Consider the following 25,997-nt stretch of genomic DNA (forward strand, 5'->3'; position numbering starts at 1 on the left):
TAGTTGCCGAATCCCCCCCCCCAAAAAAAATACTAGATCTTCATTAGAAAAGCTTTAATCAATTTGGGCTCATCTGGCATAAAAACCCTTATCTGCCCTGAGAATCCTATTTAAGACCCTCTTGTGATTATTCGACAGGCTCAGCTGGCGTTATCTGAGCAGTAAATAGTCTTATAGGCCAACCATGGTAGTTCTTGCCAGCCGTCTGCCCTAACGATCCTTTCAGTGGAGACACCATTGGAAATAGCACTAAACACGAGAAAGAGAGGAGAGAGACGGACAAAATGCACAACATTATCGATCTGCAGAATAGTAATATCGCCATGAATGATGAAGCCGCTCATCATAGCGGCGTCAGCATATTTGCATGCCACGGCGGTGGGCATGATAATATCTGGAGTTGATGGACCTGCAGCTAATCCACAAAAATATGCCACTGCGATGACGCATTCATCAAAATGGCATGGGCTGTCATTTTTGCCCTGATGACGGCAGGGACAACAGTCATGTAAGTCTATGGGCGCCATCCTTGTATGGCATCCATAGCAATATTCTGATGAAGATTTATAAGTCGCGAGAACGGCGATGATGGGAGAACGGTGATGAGTGGTGCTTCAGTGAGTTCAAATGGATTGACAATGACGGTGACTCCGAGGAAGGATGATTCGATCACCATCCTCGACCATGTCGACTTCCATGCTGAGCCCGGAAGAATCACGGGGATTGTCGGCCCCTCAGGCAGCGGAAAGTCCACCTTGCTGTACTGCCTTTCGGGGTTGGAACGTGCGACATCCGGAAGCATCTCCCTTCTAGGGCATGACATCACACATATGCGAGCGTCCGCGCTCACTCGGTTTCGGCGTCGACATCTGGGATTCGTGTTTCAATCCTACAACCTGATCACGAGCATGACGGTGGAGGAGAACCTCGCGCTGCCATTCACCCTGCGCGGCCGTCGACTCCCCAAGCAAAAAGCGGATGAGATGTTGCGGTACTTCGGATTGGCAAACGAGAAAAAAGGAGCGTGACGATGCTCTCAGGCGGAGAGCAGCAACGTGTCGCGCTTGCACGAGTGCTGCTCTCCGATGCAGATATCATTTTCGCCGACGAGCCGACTGGAGCCTTGGATCAGGAATCTGGCGCCAAGGTCATGCAGGTGTTCAAAAGCCTGGCTATGGATGCGGGCAGGACCGTAGTAATAGTGACCCACAGTGGAGAGGTAGCCGGACAGTGCGACCAGATCGTTGAGGTCCGTGATGGCCACGTGCTGAACGCTGATACGGAGAGCGGGGCCCGCATATGAGGGGCGCACTCTCTGATCTGAAAGCAGCCCCGGCCGTATGGGCCGGCGTATGGCTGTCACTAATCGTTTCCCAGACCGCTGTGTGCACTATCGTCGCCGCGCGCAGGGCTATTGATGCCGCTTACCACGGACCGGATGCCGGGTTAGGCGCCAACCTTTCCGGCCCAGCAATGCTGTTCAGCGTGGTCATAGCCGTGTTCGTGATGCTGTGGGTCGTGACCGCCGCTCTGAACCAGCGCAGGCACCAACTAGCATTGCTGGTCCTTCAAGGCGCCACGCCCTGGCAGCTGCTCTTCGGGAATCTGGCTATCATCATCGTCCTATTCATCTTGGCAGCAGTAGCGTCATCCCTCCTGACGCCGCTGGCAGCACCATATCTGTTCGACCTCCTGGCCAGAGCATTCGAGCTGAAACTGACGTATCAAGCAACCCAGCTGCTGGCATCCATCGGCACTGGGTTGGCCATTGCCGGAGTCGCCGTCCTTGCAGGCACAGTGCTGACCGTGCGCACACTATCCAAGATCAGGCCGATAGAGGCGCTTCGGCAGTCACAAAACCCGCCGAGACAAGTGAACGCATTCCGTGTTCTGCTAGGCGCATCGTTGCTCGTGGGAGCGATATGCGCGCTCATCATCCCGGGGACAGCTACACGCAAGATAGACTCTGGCGAGCTCGCCACGCACATTTCCGGCAGGAATCCCATAGAGTCCAGAGTGACAGGATTCATTGGGTTCTCCATGGGAGGCATGTTCCTCCTGATCTTCGCATTGGCTGTTCTGGCTCCCTATGTCATGCACTGGTTCACCAAAGGATGGACGCATCTTCTCCCCCTGCCATTCAGCACCTGGAAACTCGCTAGGCAGCAGGCCGTTGGGAGGATCCAACGACAGAACGCGACCATCATTCCCATGACGGCCGGCTTGTCGTTGCTCATGACTTTCTCTGGTGTGTTGCATACGCTGACCGACAGCCTCAAGAATTTCGCCAGTAACGGCCATTCCATGAACGTGAACCCACACATGCTGACGAACCTGATGGCCATGCTCGGCCCTGCGCTCATCATCGCTTTGGTGGGCGCAATCTCCGGACTGATGATCACCGCACGAGGGCGACGCCTGGATCTGGCGCTGACATACGTATCCGGTGCCAGTACCGGACAGTTGCGCATTTTGGGAGCCCTCGATGGTCTCATTTCGATGGTCACCTCGGTGCTGCTCGCCTTCGTCATCACACTGCTCAGCACCTGCGGCACCGCCTTCATGCTGCAACGATATCTGGGAAGCGCAAAGATAAGCGTTCAATGGGGATATTGGGCGGTCATCGCACTCCTCGCTATTGTCGTAGGCGCCCTCGTCACAGGCGTGCAGGCGCTGTGCGCGCGTTCCGAGGATTCTGTGAGGGTCATATCACGTGCAGTCGGTGAGTAACCACCCCCAACAAAGGACGAAAATGTCGCCACACAAGCGGAATAGTAATGAGAAAACCGCATCTTTGATAGACGTGCCCCGCCTTTTGAAATCCATAAGGGTGTTTTATTCACGGTTAGTCTGCTAAGTATAGCGAGCGCCCTCTTAAATCTGGCTCAGCCACAGCTTGTCAATGTCATTCTTGGACGCGTGCAGCATAACATGCGATCCGCAGTGCCCCTCTAATAGCGTTGGCAGGAGTGTTTCTGTCCGGCGCAGCAATCACTTCTTTTGACGCTTACCTGCTGTTGAACGATATGAGACGGTCTCTAGTAATGCATATTCTGCATTTGCCGTTCAAAGATCTGGACCAGTCGCATACAGGCAACGTAATTTCTATTATTTCATCTGATACAAATGAACTGAAGCGATTGCTGACCGATAATTGCCAGAAGTGTTTGGCACTTTACTGGTGTTCATAGGCGCGTGTGTGGGAATGGTCATAATCAGTCCCGTCATGTTCGTTATCTCTCTTTCGACCTGTCTTGTTACTGTCGGTTTACTGGTAGTCTTATCCGGAAAATTACGAGACTGCTCCAGAGGGGCTCAAACGGCCATAGGAGATATGACGTCTGCAGCCACTGATGCTTTGATGAGTTTGAAAAGGATCAGGGCCTTCAACGCCACGGAGCGTGAGACCAATAAAATCGGCGAGAAGCCAGGCAAGCGTGCACATCCGGTCGTCTAATTTCAAAGAAGCAGTCACTGATATGGCCATCAGGAATGGCCTTAATGCAGTTGTGCCTGATGGTTGTATCGGGAATCGGCGCTTTCCAAGTGGCCAAAGGAGTGATGACTGTTCAGCAACTGGTAACTTCTCTATGTACCTAGAAATGATGCCCACGCCTATGGCGACACTTTCTTCGACATATAGCAGACTGTTCAGAGCGTTGGGCGCGAACTCCAGCATTCAAGCGATAATGAGAATGCCGACCGAAGATGCGACATCAACATGAGCAGTATCCAGTAGGGTCCAAAGGAAGGTCACCAACTCCGATCAGATTGACATCGATCTTGACCATGCTGATATTCCGTATGATGACGCACGGAACAATCGTGGCGGGCTCCAATTGAATGAAGCGGGCGTGCATATGAAAGGCGGTGTCGTCTACGCGATAGTCGGACCATCCGAAGCGGGCAAATCAACCATGCTGGCCCTTATAAGGGTATTCTATAAGCCAAATCATGGCCATGTTCTCTTTAATGGTATTGATCTTTCAACTCTCAGCTCCTCTTATGTACGTTCTCTGATCGGCTATATAGAACACGATGCCCCCATATATTCCGGTTCTTCCAGAACGAATCTGGCGATGAACAAGAACGGCGTATCCGATGAAGGCTGCTGGAATGCCTTAAATAAGGTGAACCTCACGCCAAAGTGAGAGACACCTTCGATGGATTGGATACCCCAGCAGGCAACGCGGTGTATTGCTGAGTAGCGGTGAACGCTATCGCTTGGCCCTGGCAAGGCTGTTGTCCATAAGGCGGCCGATCATGCTGCTTGACGAAACAACATACCATTTAGACGCTAAAAACGAGGAGCTCGTCGCACAAGTCATTCATGCCAATTCCCCGGAGCAGACAATAGTCATGGCGGCACAGAGAATACAATCAATCGCTTCGTCAAATAGAATCATGGTTTTGGCCAATAGAACTATCAATGGTTTCCTTTGGCAAATATTGTCTGCCAATTCTACTCTCCTATATGTATTGCTGTTAATAAACTTGATACCAATGTGAATAATTTGGCTATATATAAATATGCGCGGAAAATACGATCCACCGGCAGCAAGGTTCTCACCTCAACAAAGGAACAGACGATTCAAACTATCGTCTTGCCCTCTAAAGATATCTTTAATGACATTTATTGGCTGCTTGGTTTCCAGCATGATATGCAGTCATTACTAGACTGACCACGGGATATCTAGCAGTAAAGTTTAGCTGGGAGTACAGCACGTGAACCTTACACAGGGCACGCAGGAATAAATCTTGGAATTGCTCATTGTCAAGACATGACCCTCGCTGTTCCGCACAGTCAATCAGCTATCTGTTTTTTGATGACTATATGATCACGACGATGTTGATCGCCTACGGGCTTAAGGAGCCGGACCGGGCATCAGACCGCTGGTTAATAGCCTAAACGAGACGGAGTAGTCAACGCTTCGAGGGCCTGTTGAAAGAAATCAGAGTCGGCCAAGCCAAAACGCTGCGTGGATGTTTACCAAGTTGAATTCACAATATACATAAATACAACCGAAGTCGTCAAGGTCTTTGCTCAAAGACAAAGCAACAGCAATTCCTTTACCGATACACATGAACCGAACTGAACTCGGCTTTAAATACCTCAATCCCTTATTCGCGTCATCTGTTCTCGTTCACTGTCAAGTCTATTAGTTGCATGTGCAGCAGATTGAAAAACCAAGGCAGCTTCGTGAAAACTAGCTAACTACGCAAAATAACTGACCTGCAATAAAACAGTAAAGTCAGTTTTTCATACAAAGAATCCAGTAGGTTCTTCATCCTAAACAACAGCACAGTCCGTCACTATTAGCTCAATTCTTGGCTCCGCCCTGCCGGCGGTAAACGGATAGACGATCCGGCCTCGATCGTAGCCACTCCTCTTTCAGTTTGCGTGCATTCAGTCCCTCGTCCTGATCTTTGACCAAACCTAGAGCAAGCATATCCTGATGGACAAGGGCGGCTCTCGGTTGCTGGCAATATTAACGATGTCGTTCCCCGGTATCTATTTTGTCGAATGACAAAGCCTAATCTCTTCCGAATAAGAACACATAGTCAGCCAAAGAACCCAATACACAATAAGGTTTGATCTCTCTGTAGCCAACTCGCGTAAACATAGTTCGTTTCCCTCTGACTATCAATTGACGGGAGTAATCGCGATCTTACAGATACAGCAACAGGAAAAGAGCTGGTTATACCCCTCAATAAGCGGCTAATTCGATCTTCGCGTCCATGCTCCCAACTCCCGCACTAAATTCCCGGTCCAGCGCCACCATGATGTCATACCTTCTGACGCTGCTGATGAATATAAGCCAAGACTGGCCTACAGTCTCGGCTTATATTCTTCCCGTGCCCTTTCAACCTTATCGGTGCTCTAGTTAGCCGCCCATATCTCGCGGATGATTAGAAACACCCGACTCAGAAGACCAAGAGCCCATAAGCGCTCACACCTACAGCTCTTTTATTTATGCTTACTCCACAAACCACACGCAGGAATTTTCTCGTAATTCCTCTTTTTGAAGCTTCTCATCGATATCGTCACTACATAGAACGATCGTCCCATCTATATTGAGACCAACTTTGCCTGGGCCGAAGTTCAGAAGACAATGCAACCCTGTCGAAAGTCTAATATGCAGGATTCTTGGATCACCGTCTTTGAGGATTTCCATAGTGGTAGTACCTTCTGCAACCACCCATTGACGTCGGAGAGCTAAAGCCTTTCGATACAATTCCAGCGCTGAATCCTGCCTACCATCTTCTCTCTGAACCGCATAGGTCGAGAACCAACTTGGTTGGGGAAGCCAGGGTCGGGCATACTTGGCTGAGCTGAATCCGTAAGCGTTTGTCTCCGAAACTGTCCAAGGGAGTGGAACCCTGCACCCATCGCGGCCCCTGACCTTATGATTTGAACGCTCCCAGCTTGGATCCTGAATGTCTTCTTCCTTGATGTCCAAATCCTCTGGCAGGCCTAATTCGTCACCTTGATAGATGTAAGCAGTTCCCGGCAATGCAAGAATGAGCATTCCAGCTGCACGGGCGCGAGCCTGACCCACTGATTGATTGATGACCGGTCGAGTACCGGCAGAAGTTACCCATTCGACCACATCGGCGCCCTTGGGCAAAGCGAGACGCGATGCCACGCGAGGTACATCGTGATTGCCCAATACCCAGCTTGGAGAGCCGCCGACCCTACGGAAACCATTCCATGTTCGTTCAATAGCATCCTGGTACTCCTGTCTATCCCAGTCACACTTAGAAAGAGAGAAATCGAACACTGATCCGAGCTCGTCAGATCTTGCATAGTCATATACCCGATCCGTGATCGGAGTCCAAGATTCCCCCACAGCCATACGGGGTGGGTTATATTCGTTGAAGACCTTACGCCATTCTCGGTAGATATCATGCACCTCGTCACGATCAAACAAAGGATCATCTCCCTTGTCCGACAAGGGCTCCTGATCAGCAGGATCAGGCCTATCACGCAAGGGTTCAGCTAAATCCTTGGCCAGGCCATGCGACACATCAATACGGAATCCGTCAACCCCATGATCGCTCCAGAAAGCCAGCGTCTTCAGAAAGTCCTTCCTGACTTCTTCGTTGTCCCAGTTGAAATCAGGCTGTTCTTTGGTGAAAAGATGCAGATAGTACCAGCCATCGCCGCACGGCTCCCAAGCACTGCCGCCAACTCCTGAAAGCCAGTTAGAGGGGGGCTGACTTCCATTGGGGCCTTTCCCCTTCCTAAAGACAAACCTCTGACGCATAGGCGAATCAGGTCCATCCTTCAAAGCTTGCTGAAACCAGGGATGCTGATTGGAGCAATGGTTGGGAACGATATCCACAATCACCTTTATTCCCGAATCATGGGCATCGTGCACCAAAGCATCAAAATCCTCCATGGTCCCTAGACGCGGATCAACGTTACGATAATCTGCCACATCATAGCCTCCGTCCACTAGAGGTGAAGGATAGAAAGGAGTCAGCCATATAGCATCAACACCTAACTTGGTTAGATAGGGCAGTCCGGACCTCACTCCTCGCAAATCCCCTATTCCATCTCCGCTAGCATCGCGGAAAGACCGGGGGTAAATCTGGTAGACAGTAGCATTCTTCCACCAGTCTGGGTCCAGCATATCGTTGATCATCCATCACTCCTTTACTGAGCCTTCGAGCATCGCCCGTATAAAATATTTTTGTAGAAATATGAAGAGGATCATGGTTGGCGCCATGATGAGCAGAGAGCCTGCGTTGAGCAGAACGACATCTGTCGAATACTGTCCAACGAAACTTTGCAGAGCCCCAGCCATTGTCCGCTTGGTCGGATCATCGATAAGTACTACAGCCAGCAGGAACTGATTCCATGTTGACAGAAAAGTTAGTATTCCCAGCGAAGATATGGCAGGAATCACCAGCGGCAGTTGGATGCTACGGAATATACGTAACTGTCCGGCCCCGTCTAGGCTGGCAGCTTCGATTAGATCACGGGGCATCTGGGCGAAGTAGGTTCGCATCCAGATGACTCCAAACGGCATATTCAATCCGATCATCGGCAGGATCATAGCCAGCCGCGTATTGAGCAATCCCATTGATTGGATTTCATAATACAGAGGAGTTACCAGAACCTCGAACGGCAGCGTCAGCCCTACAAAGAGAAGGGCGTATGCAATCCAACCACCTGCAACATGCAAAGAACCTAGTGCATACCCGCCCATAGCACTGCAGATGAGAGTTACCGGAACCACAGCCACGACCAGGATCACACTGGAAATCAGCAGAGGAGTGATGTTGGCTACTTTCCAAGCAGCAGCAAAATTCTCCCAATGCGGATGGGCGGTGAATTGAATCCCATATGGCATGGAACCTTGAGGCTGTAGTGCAGCTGAAAGCATGCTGATAAAAGGCAAGACACAAAAAATAACAGTGAGCGCCAGCGTCAGATTTCCTAGAACACGGACAGATAAGGACTGCTTCATGCTGCCTCCTCCGACTTGCCCTGAACCAGCCGCTGCAAGGGTCCAACTACAAGCAGGACCAAAATCATGAGCACCACAGCCAGAGCGGAAGCCAAACCGACTTTGTTCTGTGTAAAGGCCAGTCGGTAGACCATAACGCCGGGAACCATCGTCGAATAGCCCGGACCGCCTTGAGTAGCCATAAAGACGACATCGAAACTTGCCAGCGCCGCGACCATGGTCATGGTCAAGCAGACAGCTATCTGACCACGCAGGCCAGGCAGGGTAATATGCCATAACTGACTCCACCAGCCGGCACCGTCAATGCTTGCTGCCTCATAAAGAGATTTGCTGATACTGCCGATACCCGCTGAGAGCAGAACGATACAGAATCCCAGCTGCAACCAAAACCCAATAACTCCAACGGCGTTCAGTGCTGTACGCTGATTTCCTAGCCATGCCGTGGCATGAGAGCCAAGACCCATCGCTTTAAGCATCTGATTAACGATGCCATCCTGAGCCAGCATCCAAGTCCAAGCCACACCTGCCGCGGCTCCAGGTATTACCCTGGGAAGGAACATGCAGACCTGTGCCACAGAGCTGAAGGTTTTGCTGCGAACATCTCGAATGAGCGATGCCAAAATGATACCTAGGGCAACCGGAATCAGCGCAAAGGGAATGATCAAGTAAAACGAATGAGCAATACTGCCTCTCAGGACCGGATCGGTAAAAACACGGATGAAATTATCGAATCCAACCCATGTACTGGCATCAACCCCATTCCAACTGTAAAAGGAGTACCAAGCAGTCTGAATGATGGGCCAAAAGACGAAAACTATATAGAAAGCGAGCCCAGGCAACAGGAAAAGCCAACCGATGAGTGTAAGACCAGCTTTATGGCGCCTATGCCCATCTCGCTTGGCGGTGCGAACGGCATTCGAGCAATGTCGCTCCGCACCCGCCTCAGCTTTGAAAGAGGTACTCACTGCATGACCTCTTGCTTATACTCATTTTGAACGTTTTGCGTAAACTGGCTGGGTGAAATACTGCCGTCCACCAGAAGCTGGAAATTAGGCACCAGAGCACTGGCCTGAAGGCCGGCAGTGGCATTATTAATGAAATCAGTAGAGTTCCCAGATTCAAACACATTCAAGTAAGAATCGAACATGCTCTTCTGCAGATCATTTTTGGCCTTGGGCACGGTCTGTCCCTTGACCGTCTTGGGGAAGTAACCGCTGACATCAGCAATTATCTGACGGGCCTCATCGCTCTGTGTGTAATTAAGGAAGCAAGCCGCTGCATCTTTCTGGGCCGAGTTTGTCGGGATACCAAAGAAACTTCCTCCATTGGCTGCAATATTAGGCTTTTGATCCGCCGAATTGGAAGGGAATGGAACGAATTGGACATCAGCTCCCAAGGAGTCGTTCATCTGATCCAGGTTCCAATTCCCGCTGGGGAAGAACACACCCTGGCCATTGGCAAATCTATTCAGCGCTGAAGAACCGTCAACGGCATTGACATCAGAAGGCAGATACCCGTTCTTGCTCCAGCTCTGAATCCGCTCGGCAGCCTTTTTTGCTCCCTTGGTATCGAAAGTGGATCCGTCCCGCTGCAAAATCCAGTCGGTTACTGTTTTCAAAGAGTCATTGTTGACCATCATAGCCTGGAAGATGAAAGAAAGACCCCCATCTTTTCCATTAATCATCACGGGAATCTCACCGGCATCTTTAACTTTGGCCATGTCTGATTCCAAATCATCCATAGTCGTTGGCACCTTCTCGATACCAGCTTTTTTCAACAACTTGGTATTTACATACATGCCAGCGACCGAATAGGAGTTGGGAAGCGCATAGAGATTGCCCTTACCTACCTTGCCTGCTCCGTCAGCGCGGTACAGCTGGGTCTGCGACTGCGGAACCTTCCATCCGTATGCCTGAACGTAAGGTTCAAGAGAGATGACGTGCTTTCCCTTGACAGCAGAGTTGACATCAGTGACACGAGCAATATCTGGAGCATCCTTAGACGCAATAAGACGAGGACCGTTTTGGGATGTTACATTGTCCGGATCGTAATGCGCTTTAATTTTGATCTTCGGATATTTCTTTGTAAACCCTTTAATCAGCGCATCGTCTACAGTCTTTAGACCTGCACCATCCCAGAGTGTCAGACTGTAGCTCTTATCACCCAGATCGGTGCTGACAGAATCCGGTTCGTTGCTTCCCGCCTGCTTGTCTGAACCCCCAGGTCCACAGGCTACGAGCGAAACCGCTAATCCGACGGACAGCAGCATCGCTGCCCCATGTTTAAAGAACGACTGCATCTTTCCTCCTGCCGTACAGATGTTCACTTCGTCGATGAACTTGCACAACCGATATTATATTTGATATTGCTATATTTATGACATTATTTTTTCTAAATTACTCTCCATTTGTAATATCGGTTGCACACAGTATATAAACGTAATCCCGCTCCTGTCAAATTGTTCCCACCTTTTCCTATGCCGAACAAGCCTCTTCACCTTCTTTGCCGAATCAAAGTTCGGCAATGACAACGCCTTAATTCATGCTGTAAAATCGGTTGTGTTCTAAAGTAACCACAACAGAGGCATATACATGCGAGAACCGACCATTTACGACGTCGCAAAAAAGGCGGGCGTCTCCCCGTCAACAGTCTCTCGCGCACTACACGGTAAAGATAGAGTTTCAGCCGACACAAGGAGTAAGGTTTTCCAAGCCAGTGAGCAGCTTGGCTTCACGGCATCCAAGGAAGCCTCGAGACTGAGAAGCGGGAAAACCGGGCGAATTGCCCTGATTGTCGGCAACCGAATGTCAGGATGGTACAGCTCAGAATTAGCTGAAGGGGTTTATTCAGCCCTGAGCAGCGAAGGCTATGATTTGCTCTTCTATCGAGTTGCGGACCGAAAGCAACGCGCTGATTTCTTCTCTTCGATGCCGATCAAACGCAATACGGATGCTGTCATCATTTCTTCCTTCGCTCTAACTGAGAATGAAGGACAGTCTCTACGTGATGTGGGAGTACCCATCGTAGGCGTCAACACTATGCACCTCAACGACCGTTATAGCATGGCATCCATAGGCGTAGATGAAATCTCCGCATTGAAGAACCTGATTCATCGCCTCTGCGTCATGGGGCACACGCGTATCGCTTTCATCCAGACGACTCCGATAAACAAGGATTTCGTTTGGGATGCCGACCAGCGGATTGAAGGATACCGTCAGGGAATACGAGCTGCTGGCATTACCCATCGAAAAGATTACGAGATTCCCGTTCCCCATAGTTCTGAAGCAGGCAGCATTGCAGTCAGCGCCATACTTGCCTTAGATCCTCAGCCAACAGCCATATGCTGCATCAGCGACGAAGTAGCAATTAGCCTGGTACATGAATTACGGCGTTACGGAGTACGTGTTCCGGATGATATTTCTGTCGTAGGCTTTGACGACCGTGAAATGGCGGCTCCGCTCGGCATTTCGACGATCAGGCACCGTCCCGACGAATATGGCAAAACGGCCGGACTGATGGCAGTACGACTGGCCCGCGGGGAGACATTAGACCAGCCAAGAATAGTTGCGCCTGCTTCTCTCATTCTACGAGACACCATCGGCCCAGCACGTCACATTAATTAACAGGTAGGACCTCCAGGCTCGTCATATGATCGTAGGCGGATCCTCTAGGAGGTCAGAGCTGTGATGATGCCCTGTTCCGCTCTCCCAATCCAGCTCGGCGACACCACTGGCATCTTCGGGTATGGCTGCTTTTATAGGATTAAAAATGAGCTGAATTCTGCTCGTTTCACCTTTCCACCTCAGAAAAAGAGGGCCTTTATCAATCAATTGGTAGGAAAATTCTCCATCAAAGGCATCTAATCGATTGCGCAACTTACACAGGGCATTGAGAGCCCTGACCACGGGGCGCCGAAGAGCCTGGTCGATTTCAACTACTGAATATGCATGCCGATTAATATCTCTCCCATTGCCAGTCCGCTTGAGAAGCTCCATATCATTCTCCCCTGCCAGAGCACCGACGTAGTAAACCTGAGGAACCCCTGGCAGGAAGAATTGGACAGCCCGAGCCGCTAGATAAAGATGATCATCACAACCTAAAGCTGAGTAGTAAGTTGAATTGATCTGATAAAGATCCAGATTGCTGGCAGCCGCGCCAGTAGCCGCCTGAGACTGACCCGCAGTTTTCTGATGAATAGTGCGCACTAAAGCATCCACTGCCGCATCGTTAACTAGACCCTTTAAATTTCTGTCCGTCTGATCGGAACCGATATCTATAACCCCAATGCCGTCGTGCGTATCCAGAACATTGATGGAGTTGCTGGGCCGCACACTTATCCAATGCGCCAGTGCCTGCAAATCTCCGCTATAGAGCGAATGGAGAAGAAGGGCAGGCAATGCAAAATCGTAGACTCGGTCGACTTTGGAAGCTATCTCTATCTGTTTTTTGTAATAGGAATGGACCTCTATCAGAGTTTCAAGACCGCGCTTTTCTGCCTCTTGCTTGATAGATTCAATCAGACGAAATGTTTTGGGGATCATGAAACAGCTAGTTCCGGCTTGTTTGGCGCCATAACCAACAGCATCCAGTCGGATATATCGCACTCGACCTTCTGCAAGTCTGTCAAGAATCGACAGGATGTAGCTCCATCCCTGCTTGCTGTCAGTGTCAATGTCTACCTGCTGAGGTGTAAAGGTCGTCCAAACCAGTCTCGTCTTCTCTGCCCAAGAGTATTGGGAAAAGGGCAGGCCAGGACGAGGACGATATATCCCTGATAGATCTTCTTCAGATGCACCATCAGGGAAGACTGATGACATAGTCAGGAACATATCATGGAAAGGGCTGTCTTCACCGCGGCGCATAACATCCTGGAATTGCTCTGATTTCCATGACATGTGGTTGACAATGGTATCCACCATGATTCCATGAGTACGGCTAAGCTCCCTGACATCATCCCAAGAGCCAAGACGTGGGTCTACCTTTGTATGGTCAATCGGATCAAAGCCAGCATCTGCCCCGTCATAAGGAGTAAAAAATGGCAGAATATGAACGCCACAATAAACTCCAGCAAACCTAGTCCGCAACATTTCGGTCAGTGATGCCAAAGTTCCATCGCCAAAGCGATCCGCATAGGCAATAAGTTGAACCGTGTTTTCCATTATTCCTCCGAGTACAGTCAGCAACCACGCTTGATCATCATTGTAAAATCGATTTTACAAGTATCTAACAAGGCTACGACAGAGCATCGAGCTAACGACTCTGGCTAGACAGACAAGAAGCAGGATTAATTGATTAGGTTCTAACCAGAGCCTGAAGTCATCAATCAAGTTCGAACAGCCGAAAAGTTCAGCAGATCATTAACGCAGTTTTAGAATCATGAATATATTGAAATTGGAAAGATCTAATATATGATCCTTCTAAGCTAGGCCATCGCCTGCCACAAACCGATTCCACTAGCCTGCACAGAATCATGCGGGACACCTCCAGCCGCACTTCTTCTGTCCATCTTCTCACCAGATCCCAGGATTCATCCCGAATGCCGATCCTTGCCCAGCGAGTCGAGCCATAACTCTTACCAAACAATCAGCCATCCCCATCATCATGACCAATATTGAGCATTCCTTGTGCACATCCGTATTCGAGGGGGCTCAGGAAATCCACAAAAGATATCCAGCTGATCGGCACCAATGCCTATTCTGATTCAGAGCGACAGACCAGTCTGCTCAAGTTCCTTCGCTCTCTTGGTGTCTATATCGTAATAGACTGCTCCTCCGACCTGGAGTGTGCGGCCTCGGTCAAGTTACCCATAGTGCTGGTGGATCATGTCGAGCTCAGCAGCACAACCGAAACTGCCGCGTCCTGGAGGACACCTCGTTGTAGGGCAAATGTCGACCAGATATTTGCGGGGAGCCGGCTGCCAACACACTGCCTTCGCTTCTCTCCCACTCCTTCGGAAACCAGTCCATATGTGACCGCTGCATAGTATTCTGCAGACAGCGTGAGATCAGCCAACTTCCACCAGCAACGACGCTCTCCGTGCGGGAATTGTCAATCCCATTCAGGAGTCGCGTACCCGACGACATCAAAGCCGACAGCACCGAAGACGCACGCGCGGACGTCTATCCCCAGATCCCCTTATCAGTCATCACTGCGCCCGATGTCGATATGGAGCGCGATGCTGCCACTCTTTTGATGGGCGAGTTCAGCAACTCACGGCATGTGCACGGCTCCGTGTTGATTGAGCCGACCCTGGTAGAGCGGGATTCAAGCAGGTCAGCGTACTCGCACTGAGAAAACAATCAGCATGCTATAACCATGCTTCATCATGACCAACCGGCAATACCTGCTCTTACGGTAATGCCATTCACGGCTTCTTTTACAAAGACATCTCGGCTGAGGCATCGCTGGCCACATATCGCTGGTACTTGCTCCGGGGCTTATCGGGAAGCGTCATGGAGAGCGCGTCTTCTTCGAGCAGTGGCTCGATGTACCGCCTGCGAACATAGTACTTGCCCAGCCCAAGCGCATGCGCGATATCCTCGAGCGAACGGGGTTCCTTACAAAAACCGAGAATCCTGTCGCGTATTCCCTTGCCCGTCTTTGCTGCTCCCGAGGCATCGGAACCACCAAGTGCATGGACCTGGACGCGTTTCGCCGAATCAGATACTGCGGCCCCAGTCCAATGAACGGTTGCTTCCGCCGCACCAGCACGTTCCGGCACAGAGTAGAAGCGCACAGTGAAGGAAGCCTGCCGATCCTGAAACTCTACAGGCTTATATCCATACTGTTTGGCCTCCTCACGGATAGCCGGAATCCCTGAGTGCCGATTCTCCGCAATCCCCTCAATCTCCAGCAGACTGACCAGGGTAGGGTTCCTGGTCTGACTGTTGGCAAAGCCTAAGTCGTTGATGCTCTGACCGCCATATACACCACCAGGATTCCAGCATTCAAGACGATCGGCAAAGAGCGTCAATCTGATCGGCGTTCCGTTGCAGTATGGGCCATAGTCACGATGCATCAGTGCGTTGGTCAGGATTTCCCTGACTGCGGTTTCGGGATACTCGGGAATATCAGTGCGCACCCCATCCCTGATCACCGTTCTGGTTCTGCTGTTACGCCGCACGAAGGCCATGGCATCCTCAAGCATGCGATCGATGGTCCCTTCAAAGCGCTGATTGTCAAGGAACCGCTCTCCCCCAAGACCAGTTCCGGCCTTGGCTCCCGGCACAACCACAGCGGTAATGCAGAGGTTCGGATACACCTGCTGCGGGTATTCGCCAAGGGTCATCAGACCTGCAAGAGTGGGAGATCCACGACGGCAGACACCTGATAGCTCCAGGATCTCGTCCTCATTCCTTCTGGCCAGGAGCGGGTGTTCCCGCTGTGCGCGATTAATGAAATCATGACGTTTTCCTGGGTTCAACATATCGGAATCGGCCTGAGGGTCTACCGATACATCGTCGCGCCGACCGTCCTTGAAAGTCTCGATCTCATACAGCTGCGTAGGCGTCATGCGGGCATCGGCATCCCCGATCCGGGTGTAGCTGCCTGCGCTGATGCCTGCTGTCTTACGGTAGACAGGCCTCTCGCCCATGGGTTTGCCGTTGATGTAAGCCGACACCACAGTCTTGCCGTCAATCAGGCTTTCGCTATAGACCGGTCTGACCTCGGGATACATCTCTTTGCCCTGTGCCGTTACCGCCTTTTCCAACTCCTGCGCGTCATGGACGCCGACAACCTCGAATCCAAGGCTTTCATCCAGCCCGAATACGATGATGCCGCCCTCGTTTTGGTTGGAAAACGACGACAGCGAGTCATACACCTTCGGAGTCCCCTGGCTGGCGGCTTTGACTTCTATCGATTGGCCTTCACAACCCTTGCGCTGAATCGAACGCACAACCTCCTCCAGAGACAGATCGCTCTGTTCAGCGTCATCTGACTTTTGCATGCAGACCCCTACAAATTGATAATCTCTGTTATCTTTATCATACAGATTTACTAAAGAATGGCAAACTTTAGTAATCAATTACTAAAATGATTACTAAAAAAATTGATGTTTTTATAATTATCAACCCATGATTAACACTATTTCCAGATCTTTATCACTGTGCAATTCCTGACCGGACACCGAGTTTGTAGTGACCGATATTCACCTTGCCCCAGTCACTGCAATGGCAAAGATACAGTGACCACTGCGCCACCGCCATCGGTTGCATTCCCCAGGGTCAGGCGGCCTCCTGCGCTCTCGACGGTCGACCGCGCTGCAGCCAGGCCGATGCCATGGTGGCCGCCGGAGCCGTGCCGACTGCTATCGGCCTGATAGAGCCATTCCGTGGCATGTACCAGAGCTTGGCTGCTGAATCCTGGACCCTGGTCACACACGGTCACCACCAAATCGCGCCCGCCCGCCTGGCCATCCTCCAGCCTCCAGGTCAGCGTCACCAGGCCTTGGTCCGGAGAATAGTCAGCCGCGTTGGCGACGATATTCATGATCGCCCTGACAAGGTCAGCATCATTACCGGAAACCTGTCCGACATCGGAACCCAGGCGGTCATCCCTCTCGAGTCGCAGACCCCGAGCATTGAGGTACCCCTGGGCCTGGTTGTCGACCATATCTCTCAAGGCAACTGTCGTAACCCCGGATCGCTCTGAAGCGGTGCCCACGGAACCCTGGCTGATGGCCTGGGCATAGTCGGCCATCTCGCGGATGGCGTCCTCGATGGAGTCCAGGTAGGACTGCTGCTCCTGGCTGAGCCCGGTCTCCCCCAGCAGGTCGGCGTTGCCTCGCATGATGGTCAGCGGCGTCTTCAAGTCGTGAGCCAGGGCCGCCACCTGCCGACGCTGGGACTCCTGGGCCGTCCAGGTCTTCTCCAGGGATTCCCTCAACGTGGCGCGCATCCTGTCGAAGGACTCCAGCACCCGGTTGATTTCCAGCACGTTGCTGCGGGGCAGGGAGGCATCCAGATCCTGCCGCCCTATATCGTCAGCCACCTGGTTGAAGACCTTGAGCTTGGACGATATGACATGGGCCGCCCGCAACCCGACCGACAGGAGGGTGAGCAGCAAGGCGACCCCGTAAGACGCGAGCAGCAGGTTCTGGGGATTGGGATAGCGATCCCGGGTCTGCCTTGACGCCCACTGCGGCTGAATCCGATAGGCCAGGACGCATGGCCGCCCATCGGCTGCGGCATAGACGACGTAGGTCGCATCCGGCTTTGCGCGAGTTGCAAGGGGCCGTCCCGTCTTCTTTTCCCGCTCTTCCGATGACTTAGACGCCCTATGCTCCCGATGGTCGGCTGCCAGCTGGTCGGCCTCGCTGGCCATGCCGCCCTTCATATCGCCCCCCACGGGATGCCCTTGACTGTCATAGGTTCGGTACCAGTAGGCGGCGGGAATCAGGGATTCGTCAACAGTGGTCGTACGGCCAATGGAGCGCCCCACCTTCTCCAGATGCTGCTCGCCATAGTTGGCCCAGAAGAAGTCGCCCCTGGCCCCCAGGTTTATCCAGACCATATATATGCCGGCGAACAGCAGAGCCAGAATCAGCAGCACGTAGAGAAAGTATCTGATGATCAGCAGAACGATGGGCATTCCCCTGCGGCTTGGCCGGCCCCTGCCGTCGAGGCTCTGCTCCATCGGCGACTCGGGCGCGCCGTCAGTCAGGCCACCCATTGGTACCCCACTGACCAGATGGTCCTGATGGGGTCCACCCCCAGGGCTTTGAGCTTGCGCCGGGCATTGCTCAGATGCACTCTTACCGAAGCCGTGGCATCGCTGTCCGCATCGTCGGCGGCCGGATCATCCTCTGCGGCCAGGCAGGCCTCCCATATCTGCATGGGCGCGTAGGCCCGACCGGGATGTTCTGCCAGCAGGGCGCATATGCGGTATTCCGCATCCGTCAGATTGGCGTTGTGCCCGTCCACCCTGATCTGCCGCGCCTGAAGGTCCATGTCCAAGGATCCGAAATGCAAGAGCGGGCGCCCGCGCCGACTGCCCTGGGAAAGCCTCGCCCTGACCTTGGCTCGGAGCTCGGCAATGCCGAAGGGCTTGCGTATATAGTCGTCGGCACCCAGACCATAGGCCAGGACCGCACTGTCCTCATCGGTCTTGGCCGTCAGAAAGATGATCGGGCAGGACACCCGTTCCCTGATGGCAGCCAGGAGGGCAAAGCCGTCCATGTGAGGCATCATGACATCGCAGAGAATCAGGTCGACCGAGGACAGGTCCATGCTTACAACTTTCCGCGACTCGTTGACCACGGTCACGGCATAGCCGTCCTTGGACAGGGCCGCCATCAGCAGGGTGGTGATCCTTGGATCGTCATCCACCACCAGGATGGAGGCCCGATACCGATCGTCCCCGGGGGAACCTCCGGCGTGCACGTCAGCCACGATTGGCTCCTTTTCTGCGCTTAGCGACCCGGCCCAGCAACGTTTGAGAATGGACCTTTTGCAGGCCAGGATTCTTGTAAGCCTGATTTCTTGCAGGACGATTTTCTTGCAGGACAGATTCCTTACGGACCGGATGCCCTGCAATCCAGTCTAATCGCTGGCCTTTCGCCGATCCTCGAACCTGCCGATCCAGAGCAAGAGGGCCAGGCCCAAGGTCAGGGTGAGGACCAGACAGGGAACCAGATTATCCACAGCCGTCACGCCGATTGAGGCACGCAGGCCCTCCCCTCCCGGCATGGTCAAGGCCAGGGCCTGCTCGATCCCCAGGGAGCCGAACCTGGTAGGCCAGGTAAAGGGTATCCACCGGCTGATCCCGGGCGTGCTCGCGACACCGGATAAAGTACGGCTGTACAGGCCGTTGAAGAGGCCACCAAGGGAACTGATGGATACCCCGGTGCCAAGGACACCAATGGCGATGGTCGCATTCCGGCCGAAGCTCAGGGCCAGGGCGATGGAGAAAAGGTAGAGGCAGAGGGAACCGCCTGCCATGCCCAGGGTGGCGAGCGCGACGGCCGAGATTGGTGCGCCCAGTCCGCCAGCCAGAGCCATGGGCAGGCAGAATGCCAGAGCCGCCAAGGCCAGGGCCAGCAGACCCAGAAGCCAGAGCACCAGGACCTTGGCTGCCAGACCCAGACGGCGGCTGGGAATCCCCAGAAGGTTGGCCATGTCGCCGGCCTCACGCTCAGTCTCGATGTTTATGGCAACTACGATGGCAGCCATTAGGGGCATGAAAGCGCCTAGGACCTGAAAGAAGGCATCGGTCTCCAACCCGGGATCATAGGGGGCTGCGGCGAAGTAGGCACCGCAGACGAGTCCGGCCGCCAACCCGCAGACGACATGGATGGCGATAAGCACAGATCCGTGCAATCTCACGACTTCCGAGGCCACGACCCGGCCGACTGTCATCCCAGCCATGTCAGTTGGTCTCCTTCCGCGAGAACCAGATGCCCGTCAGGACGGACAGAAGCAGGAACCAGACCAGACCGGCCACCAAGGCCGTCAGGCTTTGCCCGCCGAAGACAGACAGCGCAGCCTTGATGGGACTGTTGTCTTCAGTCTCCAGGGGCACACCATCAGGCATGACCTTCATGAAGGGCACCGGCAGGTTGATCATGGCGGCGGGCGGCAGGAAGGGCCATAGCCGTTGGCTTCCCCAGAAGATGATTGAGACCAGCAGGTCCACCATGTAAGGCAGGCCGAACCCGATCAGAACGCCGAATCGGGCGGTCAGTGCCAGTCCAGTCGGTATCATCCAGGAGCAGGCCAGGACCAGCATCAGGGCGCTGACTACAAAATCGACCAGGGAGGGGCCCTGAACCCCGGAAACGGCGACTATGAGTGCCGAAAGGCCCAGAGCCAGCAGGGTGGCGAGGCCAACCAGAAGCAGACAGTAGACGATCTTGGCCCACCAGACCATAACGGGCGCGGCGGGCAGGGACAGGGTTGTTCTCCAACGCTGCTTTCCTTCGATGTTGGCCACGGCGACGCTTATCAGAGCAGTCATGGCTGGGAGGAGCAGAACATACCAGTAGTTGATCCAGGAGGGCATCCAGACATGCAAACCGAATGCGAAGCAAGCCACGATGACAATGAGCACCAGGGGGAAGGCCAAGGCCATCCTCCTGGGTGCGGCCGACCGGCCCTTCATGATCTCCGCTGCCAGGATTCTGCCGAAGGGGATGCCGTTGCCCCTAGTCCCGAGCCTTGCCTCGGCCCGGTTGTCTGAAGCAGTCGTATTCTGCTGGATGAGTTCGCTGGCATTCCTCTCGTTCATCGTGACCTCCTGAGCACGTCCATGAACAGCCCCTCCAGGTCCTCCCCGGCGTGCAGTTCATTCTCATAAGCCAGGCGACCGTCAGCGATGATGCCGATGTGATCCGCCAGGATAGACACCTCGGAGAGGATATGGCTGGAGACGATCACGCTCATCCCCTGCTGCGGGAAGCTGCGTATCATCCCCCTCAGCTCCTCGATGCCCAACGGATCCAGCCCGTTGGTGGGCTCGTCCAGAATCAGCAGACGGGGTTTGGTCAGAATGGCGTTGGCTATCCCCAGGCGCTGCTTCATACCCAGGGAGAACTGCCCAGCCTTCTTGGAGCCCGTATCGCTCAGCCCGGCAATGGAGAGCGCCTGGTCGATCCGCTCATCAGGCAGGCCAAACAGGGTTGTGCGCACCTTGAGGTTCTGACGGGCCGTCAAGTTGGGATAGACGGGCGGCTGCTCGATCAGGGCGCCGATGTCATAGAGGTCCCGGCGCGACCAGGGGTGCCCATCCAGAATCATGGATCCGCCAGTGGGGTGCAACATGCCTGTGACCATCTTCAAAGTAGTGGACTTGCCGGCCCCGTTTGGGCCCAGGAGCCCGTAGACTCCGCCCTCAGGAACATGCAGGGACACCTGGTCGACGGCCCGCTGTCTGTGGCCGAAGACCTTGGTCAGCCCCTCGGTCCTCAATATGTAACGCATGGTCAGCTCCTATTCGTTTCCTTGTGGCAGGAGCCAGACTAAAGAAGGAAAATAAAGAAAGATAAAGGAACGAGCAGAGCCCTTCTGCTGCCAAGGAAGACATCGTGAAAGGCGAAGGCCTGAGAGACCTGGAACAGTCAAAATTCTGCGTCTGCCGAACCTTAATATCCGATAGGATCCGTAGAGCAAGGGCTTTGCTAGATGGTTCCGCCGAAGGCCATGAGAGGCCGATTGGACCCAACCCTCGCTTTCTCATCGTTTTCGCAGTGTGCCATTTAACACATGCAACCAGGGAAATCAACTCTTTTCTTCCCGTCGCGCCGATGCTACATCTGGTACCTGGCTCTGGTGCACCATGCCAATTCGACAGCACGATCAAAGGAACCACATGCACATTCGACCACTCCTTTCCCTCACCCGACTCAAGCGCGCTATCGCAGCCATCCTGGTGCTGGCAAGCGCCCTGTTCTTCCTGGGCGCCTGCGGATCGGCCCCGCAGGCAGGCCAGTCCGGCCAGTCAAAGGCCTCGGAAGGGCAAGGCACTTTCCCTGTCAAGATCGATCATGTTTACGGCACCACCTCGATCCCTTCCAAGCCCAAGCGCATCGCCACCGTCGGATGGGCCACTCCCGACAACCTCATCGCCTTGGGGGTCGTGCCGGTCAGCATCCAGAAGAACTCCTTCGGCAAGACCGTGGATGGAGGGTATCTGCCCTGGACCAAGGATGCCCTGGATGAAATGCATGTGGCCAAGGCGGATATGCCCAAGCTGCATGACGAATCGGACGGCATCGATGTCGAGGCCATCGCCGCGTCCAAGCCCGATCTAATCATCGGCCTGCTCTCCGGCATGACCAAGAAGCAGTATGACACCTTGAGCAAGATTGCGCCGACAATCGCCTATCAAGAGGTTGCCTGGGGCGACCCCTGGCGCAAGGTCATCACGTCCACAGCCAAAGCCATCGGAGAACCCGAAAAGGGCAAGCAGCTGATATCCGACCTGGAGGAGCGCATCTCAAAGGCCGGAGAGACCCAACCGGCCATCAAGGGCAAGACCGCGGCAGTTATGTATTTCGATGCTTCCAAGCTCTCTAAGTTCAGCGTCTACACCACCTCCGACGCCCGGCCTCAGTTCCTGAACGACCTCGGCATGGAGACTCCGGAGTCCATCAAGGAGGACTCCAAGAGCACCAAGAACTTCTACAAGGAGATCTCCTCCGAGCATGCCGACAGATACAAGGATGTCGACATCATCGTTACCTACGGCACCCCGGACCTGCTTGAAGCGATGCGCAAGGACCCCCTCCTCTCCAAGATTCCCGCAGTTGAGCGCGGATCCGTAGTGGTCATCGACAATGACAGCGAGATGGCCAATGCCCTTGACCCCTCGGCCCTGTCCATCCAGAAGACGACCGACGCATACGCAGGGCTTCTGGGCGAGGCTGCCGCCAAGGTCTGATCAGGCCGCAGGTGAGGGGATGAAAGAGGGAGAGGTGGCGCATATATGCGGTCGGCGAGCAACCATGCATCGCAATGGAAACGGACCCATGGTCCTGTCCGGGCTGATTCTGGCGGTCTGCCTGGTCATGGTCTGCGCCCTGTCCCTGGTTTTCGGATCCCGTTCCGTCAGCCCTTCCGACATCCTCCACGCCCTGTCCGCCTCCTCGGATGACATCGCGGTCTCGGCCATCCGCCTGAGAATCCCCCGCACCGTCCTCGGCCTCCTGGTCGGTGCCGGGCTCGGGGTGGCCGGGACCCTGATGCAGGGCATATCACGCAATCCACTGGCGGATCCGTCGATTCTGGGGTTCAATACGGGGGCGGCCCTGGCGATCGTCTGCTCCATAGCCTTCTTCTCCCTATCGACCCCGGCCCAGTATGTCTGGGTGGGTCTGCTGGGCAGTGCGACGACCGCACTGGTCGTCTGGGCCATAGGCTCCCTGGGGCCATCCGGTCCATCTCCGCTACGGCTGACCCTAGCCGGTGTCGTGATCAGTTCGGTACTGGGATCTCTTACCTCCGCCATCCTTCTGCCGCGCATCAATGTCATCAGCTCATATCGCTTCTGGCAGGTGGGCGGAATCTCCGGCGCCCGGTTCGATCTCATGATGCCGGTCCTACCTCTTCTCGCTCTTGGCCTGATACTCGCCTTCTGTCTGACACCCGGAATCAACGCCTTGACCCTGGGTGACCAGATGGCTGAAGGACTGGGCATGCACGTCGGACGTGTCCGCAGCCTGGCCTGGCTTGCGGCGATACTCCTCTGCGCCTCCTGTACGGCACTGGCGGGTCCGATTGGCTTCGTCGGATTGGTGGTCCCCCATGTGGCACGACTGCTTATAGGACCCGACTACAGGCGAATCATGGCCCTGAGCATCCTCATCGGCCCCCTCCTGGTGGTTGGCGCCGACGTGGTGGGCAGGATAATCACCCGTCCATCCGATGTAGAGGTCGGCATCGTCACGGCACTGATTGGGGCTCCCGTATTCGTGATTCTGGCCGGGCGCAGAAGAACCGCGGAGGTATAGGCATGGATGCTTGCCTCCTTCATGATTCGCATAGACCCGATGCGATGACCGACCTGCAACGGATACGACGGACCCATACCGTTCGTTCACTGGCAGTCACCATCCTGCTTGTGGTGCTCCTGGTTGCTCTCGCGCTGTCCGACCTGGTTCTGGGACACCGCACATACTCCATGAGCGACCTGATTGGAGCGCTTCTGGGGCAGGGAGACGAAGGGACCAGATTCGTGATGCTCCAACTCCGCATGCCCAGGGCACTGATCGGCTGCGCCGCCGGCATCGCATTCGGCATGGCCGGAATTGGTTTCCAACACCTCCTGCGCAACATGATGGCCAGCCCGGATATCATCGGCATCACGGCAGGAGCCAACACGGCCGCCATCTTCGGCATTGTCGTATTGGGCCTGTCGGGCATGCCCTTGGCCTGCCTGGCGGTCATGGGCGGTCTCCTGACAGCCCTCCTGGTCATGGCCCTGGCCTGGCGCGGTTCGTTCGACCCGACCCGGCTGATACTGATCGGAATCGGAGTGGCCGCAGGGTTCAATGCTCTGGGTTCCTGGCTGATGATTCGCAGCAGCCAATGGGACATCCAGGCAGCAACCCGGTGGCTGACGGGCAGCCTGGCCGATGCCCAGTGGTCCGATCTGCCCATACTGGCAACAACAACCCTCGTCGGCGCCATGCTCCTGCTGGCACTCGACAGGAATGTCAGCACACTGCAGCTGGGACCGGAGATGGCCGCCGGACTGGGAGTCAGGGTAAGCCGTGTCCAGTTCGAGGTGATCATCGTGGGTGTGCTGCTCCTGGCCGTCGCAACGGCGACCACCGGTCCCATCTCCTTTGTTTCGTTCCTCTCCGGCCCCATCGCCGCGGTCCTGGTCGGTCGGGGAGCATCAGCCCTTATCCAGTCGGGCCTGGTGGGAGGTTGCCTGGTTCTGGGGTCCGACATCGTCGCCCAGCATCTGCCCACAACCCAGGTGCCGGTCGGCATCATCACCAGCATTGTGGGCGGCCCCGTCCTCATCCTGATCATGGTCCTCATGACCCGCAGACAGGAGCTCTGAACATCATGACGTCACCCCCGGCACACGACTCCTGGAGCAGCGCGCATAAGCTGACCGCCTCGCACCTTCGCCTCACCTATGGCGGGCGTACGGTCATCGAGGACCTGAGTCTGGATATACCCCCACACACGATGGGGTCCATCATCGGACCCAACGGGTGCGGGAAATCAACCTTCCTCAAGGCCATGGCCAGGATACTGAACCCAGCCTCGGGGGCCGTCATGCTGGATGGAGAGCCCATCACCAGCATCCCCACCCGCAAGGTTGCAACGATTCTGGGGCTGCTGCCACAGAACCCGTTAGCACCCGCCGGCATCACCATCGCCGACCTGGTCGCTCGCGGCCGATACCCCCACCACCACTTCGTCGAGCGGTGGACGGCCATGGACGAAAAGGCGGTGGAACGGGCCCTTGCCCTGACCGGACTGACCAATATGGCAGGGTGTCCAATCGACCGCCTGTCCGGAGGCCAGCGCCAGCGCGCCTGGATTGCCCTGACCCTCGCCCAGCAGACCGACATACTCCTTCTTGACGAGCCGACCACTTACCTGGACATCGCCTACCAGCTTGAGGTGCTTGACCTGCTGAGCACCCTGAACAGGCAGGAGGGCGTCACGGTAGTCATGGTTCTCCACGACCTGAACATGGCCGCCAGATACTCGGACTGGATCCTAGCGATCAAGGATGGCAGGAGAGTCGCCTTGGGCGCTCCCGACGAGGTCATGTCCGAGAACCTGGTCGCGGAGGTGTTCGATATCGCGTCCACCGTGGTGACTGATAAGTCCACCGGCGCTCCGTTGATGACCCCGGCGCCCCTACATAGTCTTGTAGCTCACTCTGGCGGGGCTTGTAATGTACACGTACACTGGAATGACTCGACAGGACGACACCAGATGGTCCAATGATGCAAAGCCTCTGAAGTAAACCCCTCGTCCTGTTCTCCGCACCGCTCACACCAATGTCCCAGACCACAAAGCCTTAAAACCACCGATCCACGAACCGTGACAACCCGAG

Annotated in this window: 20 protein-coding genes and 1 pseudogene; 9 read left to right on the plus strand and 12 right to left on the minus strand. The window is 54.5% G+C overall.

What is annotated here, in order from left to right; genetic code table 11:
• Positions 1–140: 140 nt before the first annotated feature.
• The gene (locus ACUIAG_RS06340) at positions 141–527 is read right to left on the minus strand and encodes a hypothetical protein (RefSeq protein ID WP_146210942.1); all 387 of its coding nucleotides are present in this window, start codon (positions 525–527) and stop codon (positions 141–143) included.
• Positions 528–638: 111 nt separating this feature from the next.
• On the opposite strand from ACUIAG_RS06340, the pseudogene ACUIAG_RS06345 reads away from it, so the two are divergent.
• The 4 genes and pseudogenes from ACUIAG_RS06345 (at position 639) to ACUIAG_RS06360 (ending at position 4,151) form a co-directional block, all read left to right on the plus strand.
• Positions 639–1,303: pseudogene (locus ACUIAG_RS06345) on the plus strand (ABC transporter ATP-binding protein).
• Positions 1,300–2,730 carry an ABC transporter permease gene (locus ACUIAG_RS06350; protein ID WP_024627010.1) on the plus strand — a complete coding sequence of 477 codons (1,431 nt, stop codon included), beginning with the start codon at positions 1,300–1,302 and terminating at the stop codon, positions 2,728–2,730. Before ACUIAG_RS06345 ends, ACUIAG_RS06350 begins: the two are co-directional and overlap by 4 nt.
• Positions 2,731–3,163: 433 nt before the next feature.
• Positions 3,164–3,457, plus strand: coding sequence for an ABC transporter transmembrane domain-containing protein (locus ACUIAG_RS06355; protein ID WP_045924970.1), 294 nt, complete (start codon positions 3,164–3,166; stop codon positions 3,455–3,457).
• Positions 3,458–3,854: 397 nt separating this feature from the next.
• Positions 3,855–4,151, plus strand: a complete 297-nt coding sequence (locus ACUIAG_RS06360) for an ATP-binding cassette domain-containing protein (protein ID WP_146210563.1) — start codon at positions 3,855–3,857, stop codon at positions 4,149–4,151.
• Between the two features lie 1,827 nt (positions 4,152–5,978).
• Here ACUIAG_RS06360 and ACUIAG_RS06365 read toward each other — a convergent pair.
• The 4 genes from ACUIAG_RS06365 to ACUIAG_RS06380 form a co-directional block, all read right to left on the minus strand.
• Complete coding sequence (locus ACUIAG_RS06365; protein WP_445339392.1) at positions 5,979–7,649, minus strand: glycoside hydrolase family 13 protein; 1,671 nt, start codon at positions 7,647–7,649, stop codon at positions 5,979–5,981.
• 3 nt (positions 7,650–7,652) lie between these two features.
• Positions 7,653–8,477 carry a carbohydrate ABC transporter permease gene (locus tag ACUIAG_RS06370; protein ID WP_029678292.1) on the minus strand — a complete coding sequence of 275 codons (825 nt, stop codon included), beginning with the start codon at positions 8,475–8,477 and terminating at the stop codon, positions 7,653–7,655.
• Positions 8,474–9,334, minus strand: a complete 861-nt coding sequence (locus ACUIAG_RS06375) for a carbohydrate ABC transporter permease (RefSeq protein ID WP_029678293.1) — start codon at positions 9,332–9,334, stop codon at positions 8,474–8,476. The genes ACUIAG_RS06370 and ACUIAG_RS06375 overlap by 4 nt, the downstream gene beginning before the upstream one ends.
• Before the next feature lie 104 nt (positions 9,335–9,438).
• The gene (locus tag ACUIAG_RS06380; protein WP_101433003.1) at positions 9,439–10,776 is read right to left on the minus strand and encodes an ABC transporter substrate-binding protein; all 1,338 of its coding nucleotides are present in this window, start codon (positions 10,774–10,776) and stop codon (positions 9,439–9,441) included.
• A 292-nt stretch (positions 10,777–11,068) separates the two neighbouring features.
• On the opposite strand from ACUIAG_RS06380, the gene ACUIAG_RS06385 reads away from it, so the two are divergent.
• The gene (locus ACUIAG_RS06385) at positions 11,069–12,100 is read left to right on the plus strand and encodes a LacI family DNA-binding transcriptional regulator (RefSeq protein ID WP_445339393.1); all 1,032 of its coding nucleotides are present in this window, start codon (positions 11,069–11,071) and stop codon (positions 12,098–12,100) included.
• Between the two features lie 21 nt (positions 12,101–12,121).
• Here the strand turns inward: ACUIAG_RS06385 and gtfA are convergent, their stop codons facing one another.
• The 7 genes from gtfA to ACUIAG_RS06420 all read right to left on the minus strand — a co-directional run bounded on the left by gtfA (position 12,122) and on the right by ACUIAG_RS06420 (position 21,394).
• Positions 12,122–13,636 (minus strand): sucrose phosphorylase, encoded by a 1,515-nt coding sequence (gtfA, locus tag ACUIAG_RS06390; protein WP_445339394.1) that lies wholly within the window; start codon positions 13,634–13,636, stop codon positions 12,122–12,124.
• Between the two features lie 1,217 nt (positions 13,637–14,853).
• Entirely contained in the window at positions 14,854–16,503 is a 1,650-nt protein-coding gene (locus tag ACUIAG_RS06395; RefSeq protein WP_445339395.1) for an ATP-binding protein, read from the minus strand.
• 137 nt (positions 16,504–16,640) lie between these two features.
• On the minus strand, positions 16,641–18,149 hold the full coding sequence (locus ACUIAG_RS06400) for a HAMP domain-containing sensor histidine kinase (protein ID WP_445339396.1): 1,509 nt from the start codon (positions 18,147–18,149) through the stop codon (positions 16,641–16,643).
• Entirely contained in the window at positions 18,137–18,868 is a 732-nt protein-coding gene (locus tag ACUIAG_RS06405) for a response regulator transcription factor (RefSeq protein ID WP_110413570.1), read from the minus strand. The genes ACUIAG_RS06400 and ACUIAG_RS06405 overlap by 13 nt, the downstream gene beginning before the upstream one ends.
• Positions 18,869–19,018: 150 nt before the next feature.
• Positions 19,019–19,843 carry an ABC transporter permease gene (locus tag ACUIAG_RS06410; protein ID WP_110413571.1) on the minus strand — a complete coding sequence of 275 codons (825 nt, stop codon included), beginning with the start codon at positions 19,841–19,843 and terminating at the stop codon, positions 19,019–19,021.
• Between the two features lies 1 nt (position 19,844).
• Positions 19,845–20,702: a hypothetical protein gene (locus ACUIAG_RS06415; RefSeq protein ID WP_313838568.1), complete on the minus strand. Its 858-nt coding sequence runs from the start codon at positions 20,700–20,702 to the stop codon at positions 19,845–19,847.
• On the minus strand, positions 20,699–21,394 hold the full coding sequence (locus tag ACUIAG_RS06420; RefSeq protein ID WP_313838570.1) for a lantibiotic protection ABC transporter ATP-binding protein: 696 nt from the start codon (positions 21,392–21,394) through the stop codon (positions 20,699–20,701). The genes ACUIAG_RS06415 and ACUIAG_RS06420 overlap by 4 nt, the downstream gene beginning before the upstream one ends.
• Before the next feature lie 388 nt (positions 21,395–21,782).
• Between ACUIAG_RS06420 and ACUIAG_RS06425 the strand changes: the two genes are divergently transcribed.
• From ACUIAG_RS06425 to ACUIAG_RS06440, 4 genes are read left to right on the plus strand one after another with little or no spacing between them, the layout of a single operon-like run.
• Positions 21,783–22,853, plus strand: coding sequence for an iron-siderophore ABC transporter substrate-binding protein (locus tag ACUIAG_RS06425; protein WP_445339397.1), 1,071 nt, complete (start codon positions 21,783–21,785; stop codon positions 22,851–22,853).
• Between the two features lie 19 nt (positions 22,854–22,872).
• The gene (locus tag ACUIAG_RS06430; RefSeq protein WP_445339398.1) at positions 22,873–23,922 is read left to right on the plus strand and encodes a FecCD family ABC transporter permease; all 1,050 of its coding nucleotides are present in this window, start codon (positions 22,873–22,875) and stop codon (positions 23,920–23,922) included.
• Positions 23,923–23,966: 44 nt separating this feature from the next.
• Complete coding sequence (locus tag ACUIAG_RS06435) at positions 23,967–24,983, plus strand: FecCD family ABC transporter permease (RefSeq protein ID WP_445339399.1); 1,017 nt, start codon at positions 23,967–23,969, stop codon at positions 24,981–24,983.
• 5 nt (positions 24,984–24,988) lie between these two features.
• Positions 24,989–25,888 carry an ABC transporter ATP-binding protein gene (locus ACUIAG_RS06440; RefSeq protein WP_445339400.1) on the plus strand — a complete coding sequence of 300 codons (900 nt, stop codon included), beginning with the start codon at positions 24,989–24,991 and terminating at the stop codon, positions 25,886–25,888.
• Positions 25,889–25,997: the final 109 nt, after the last annotated feature.

The sequence above is a fragment of the Bifidobacterium sp. ESL0825 genome (genome assembly GCF_052606465.1).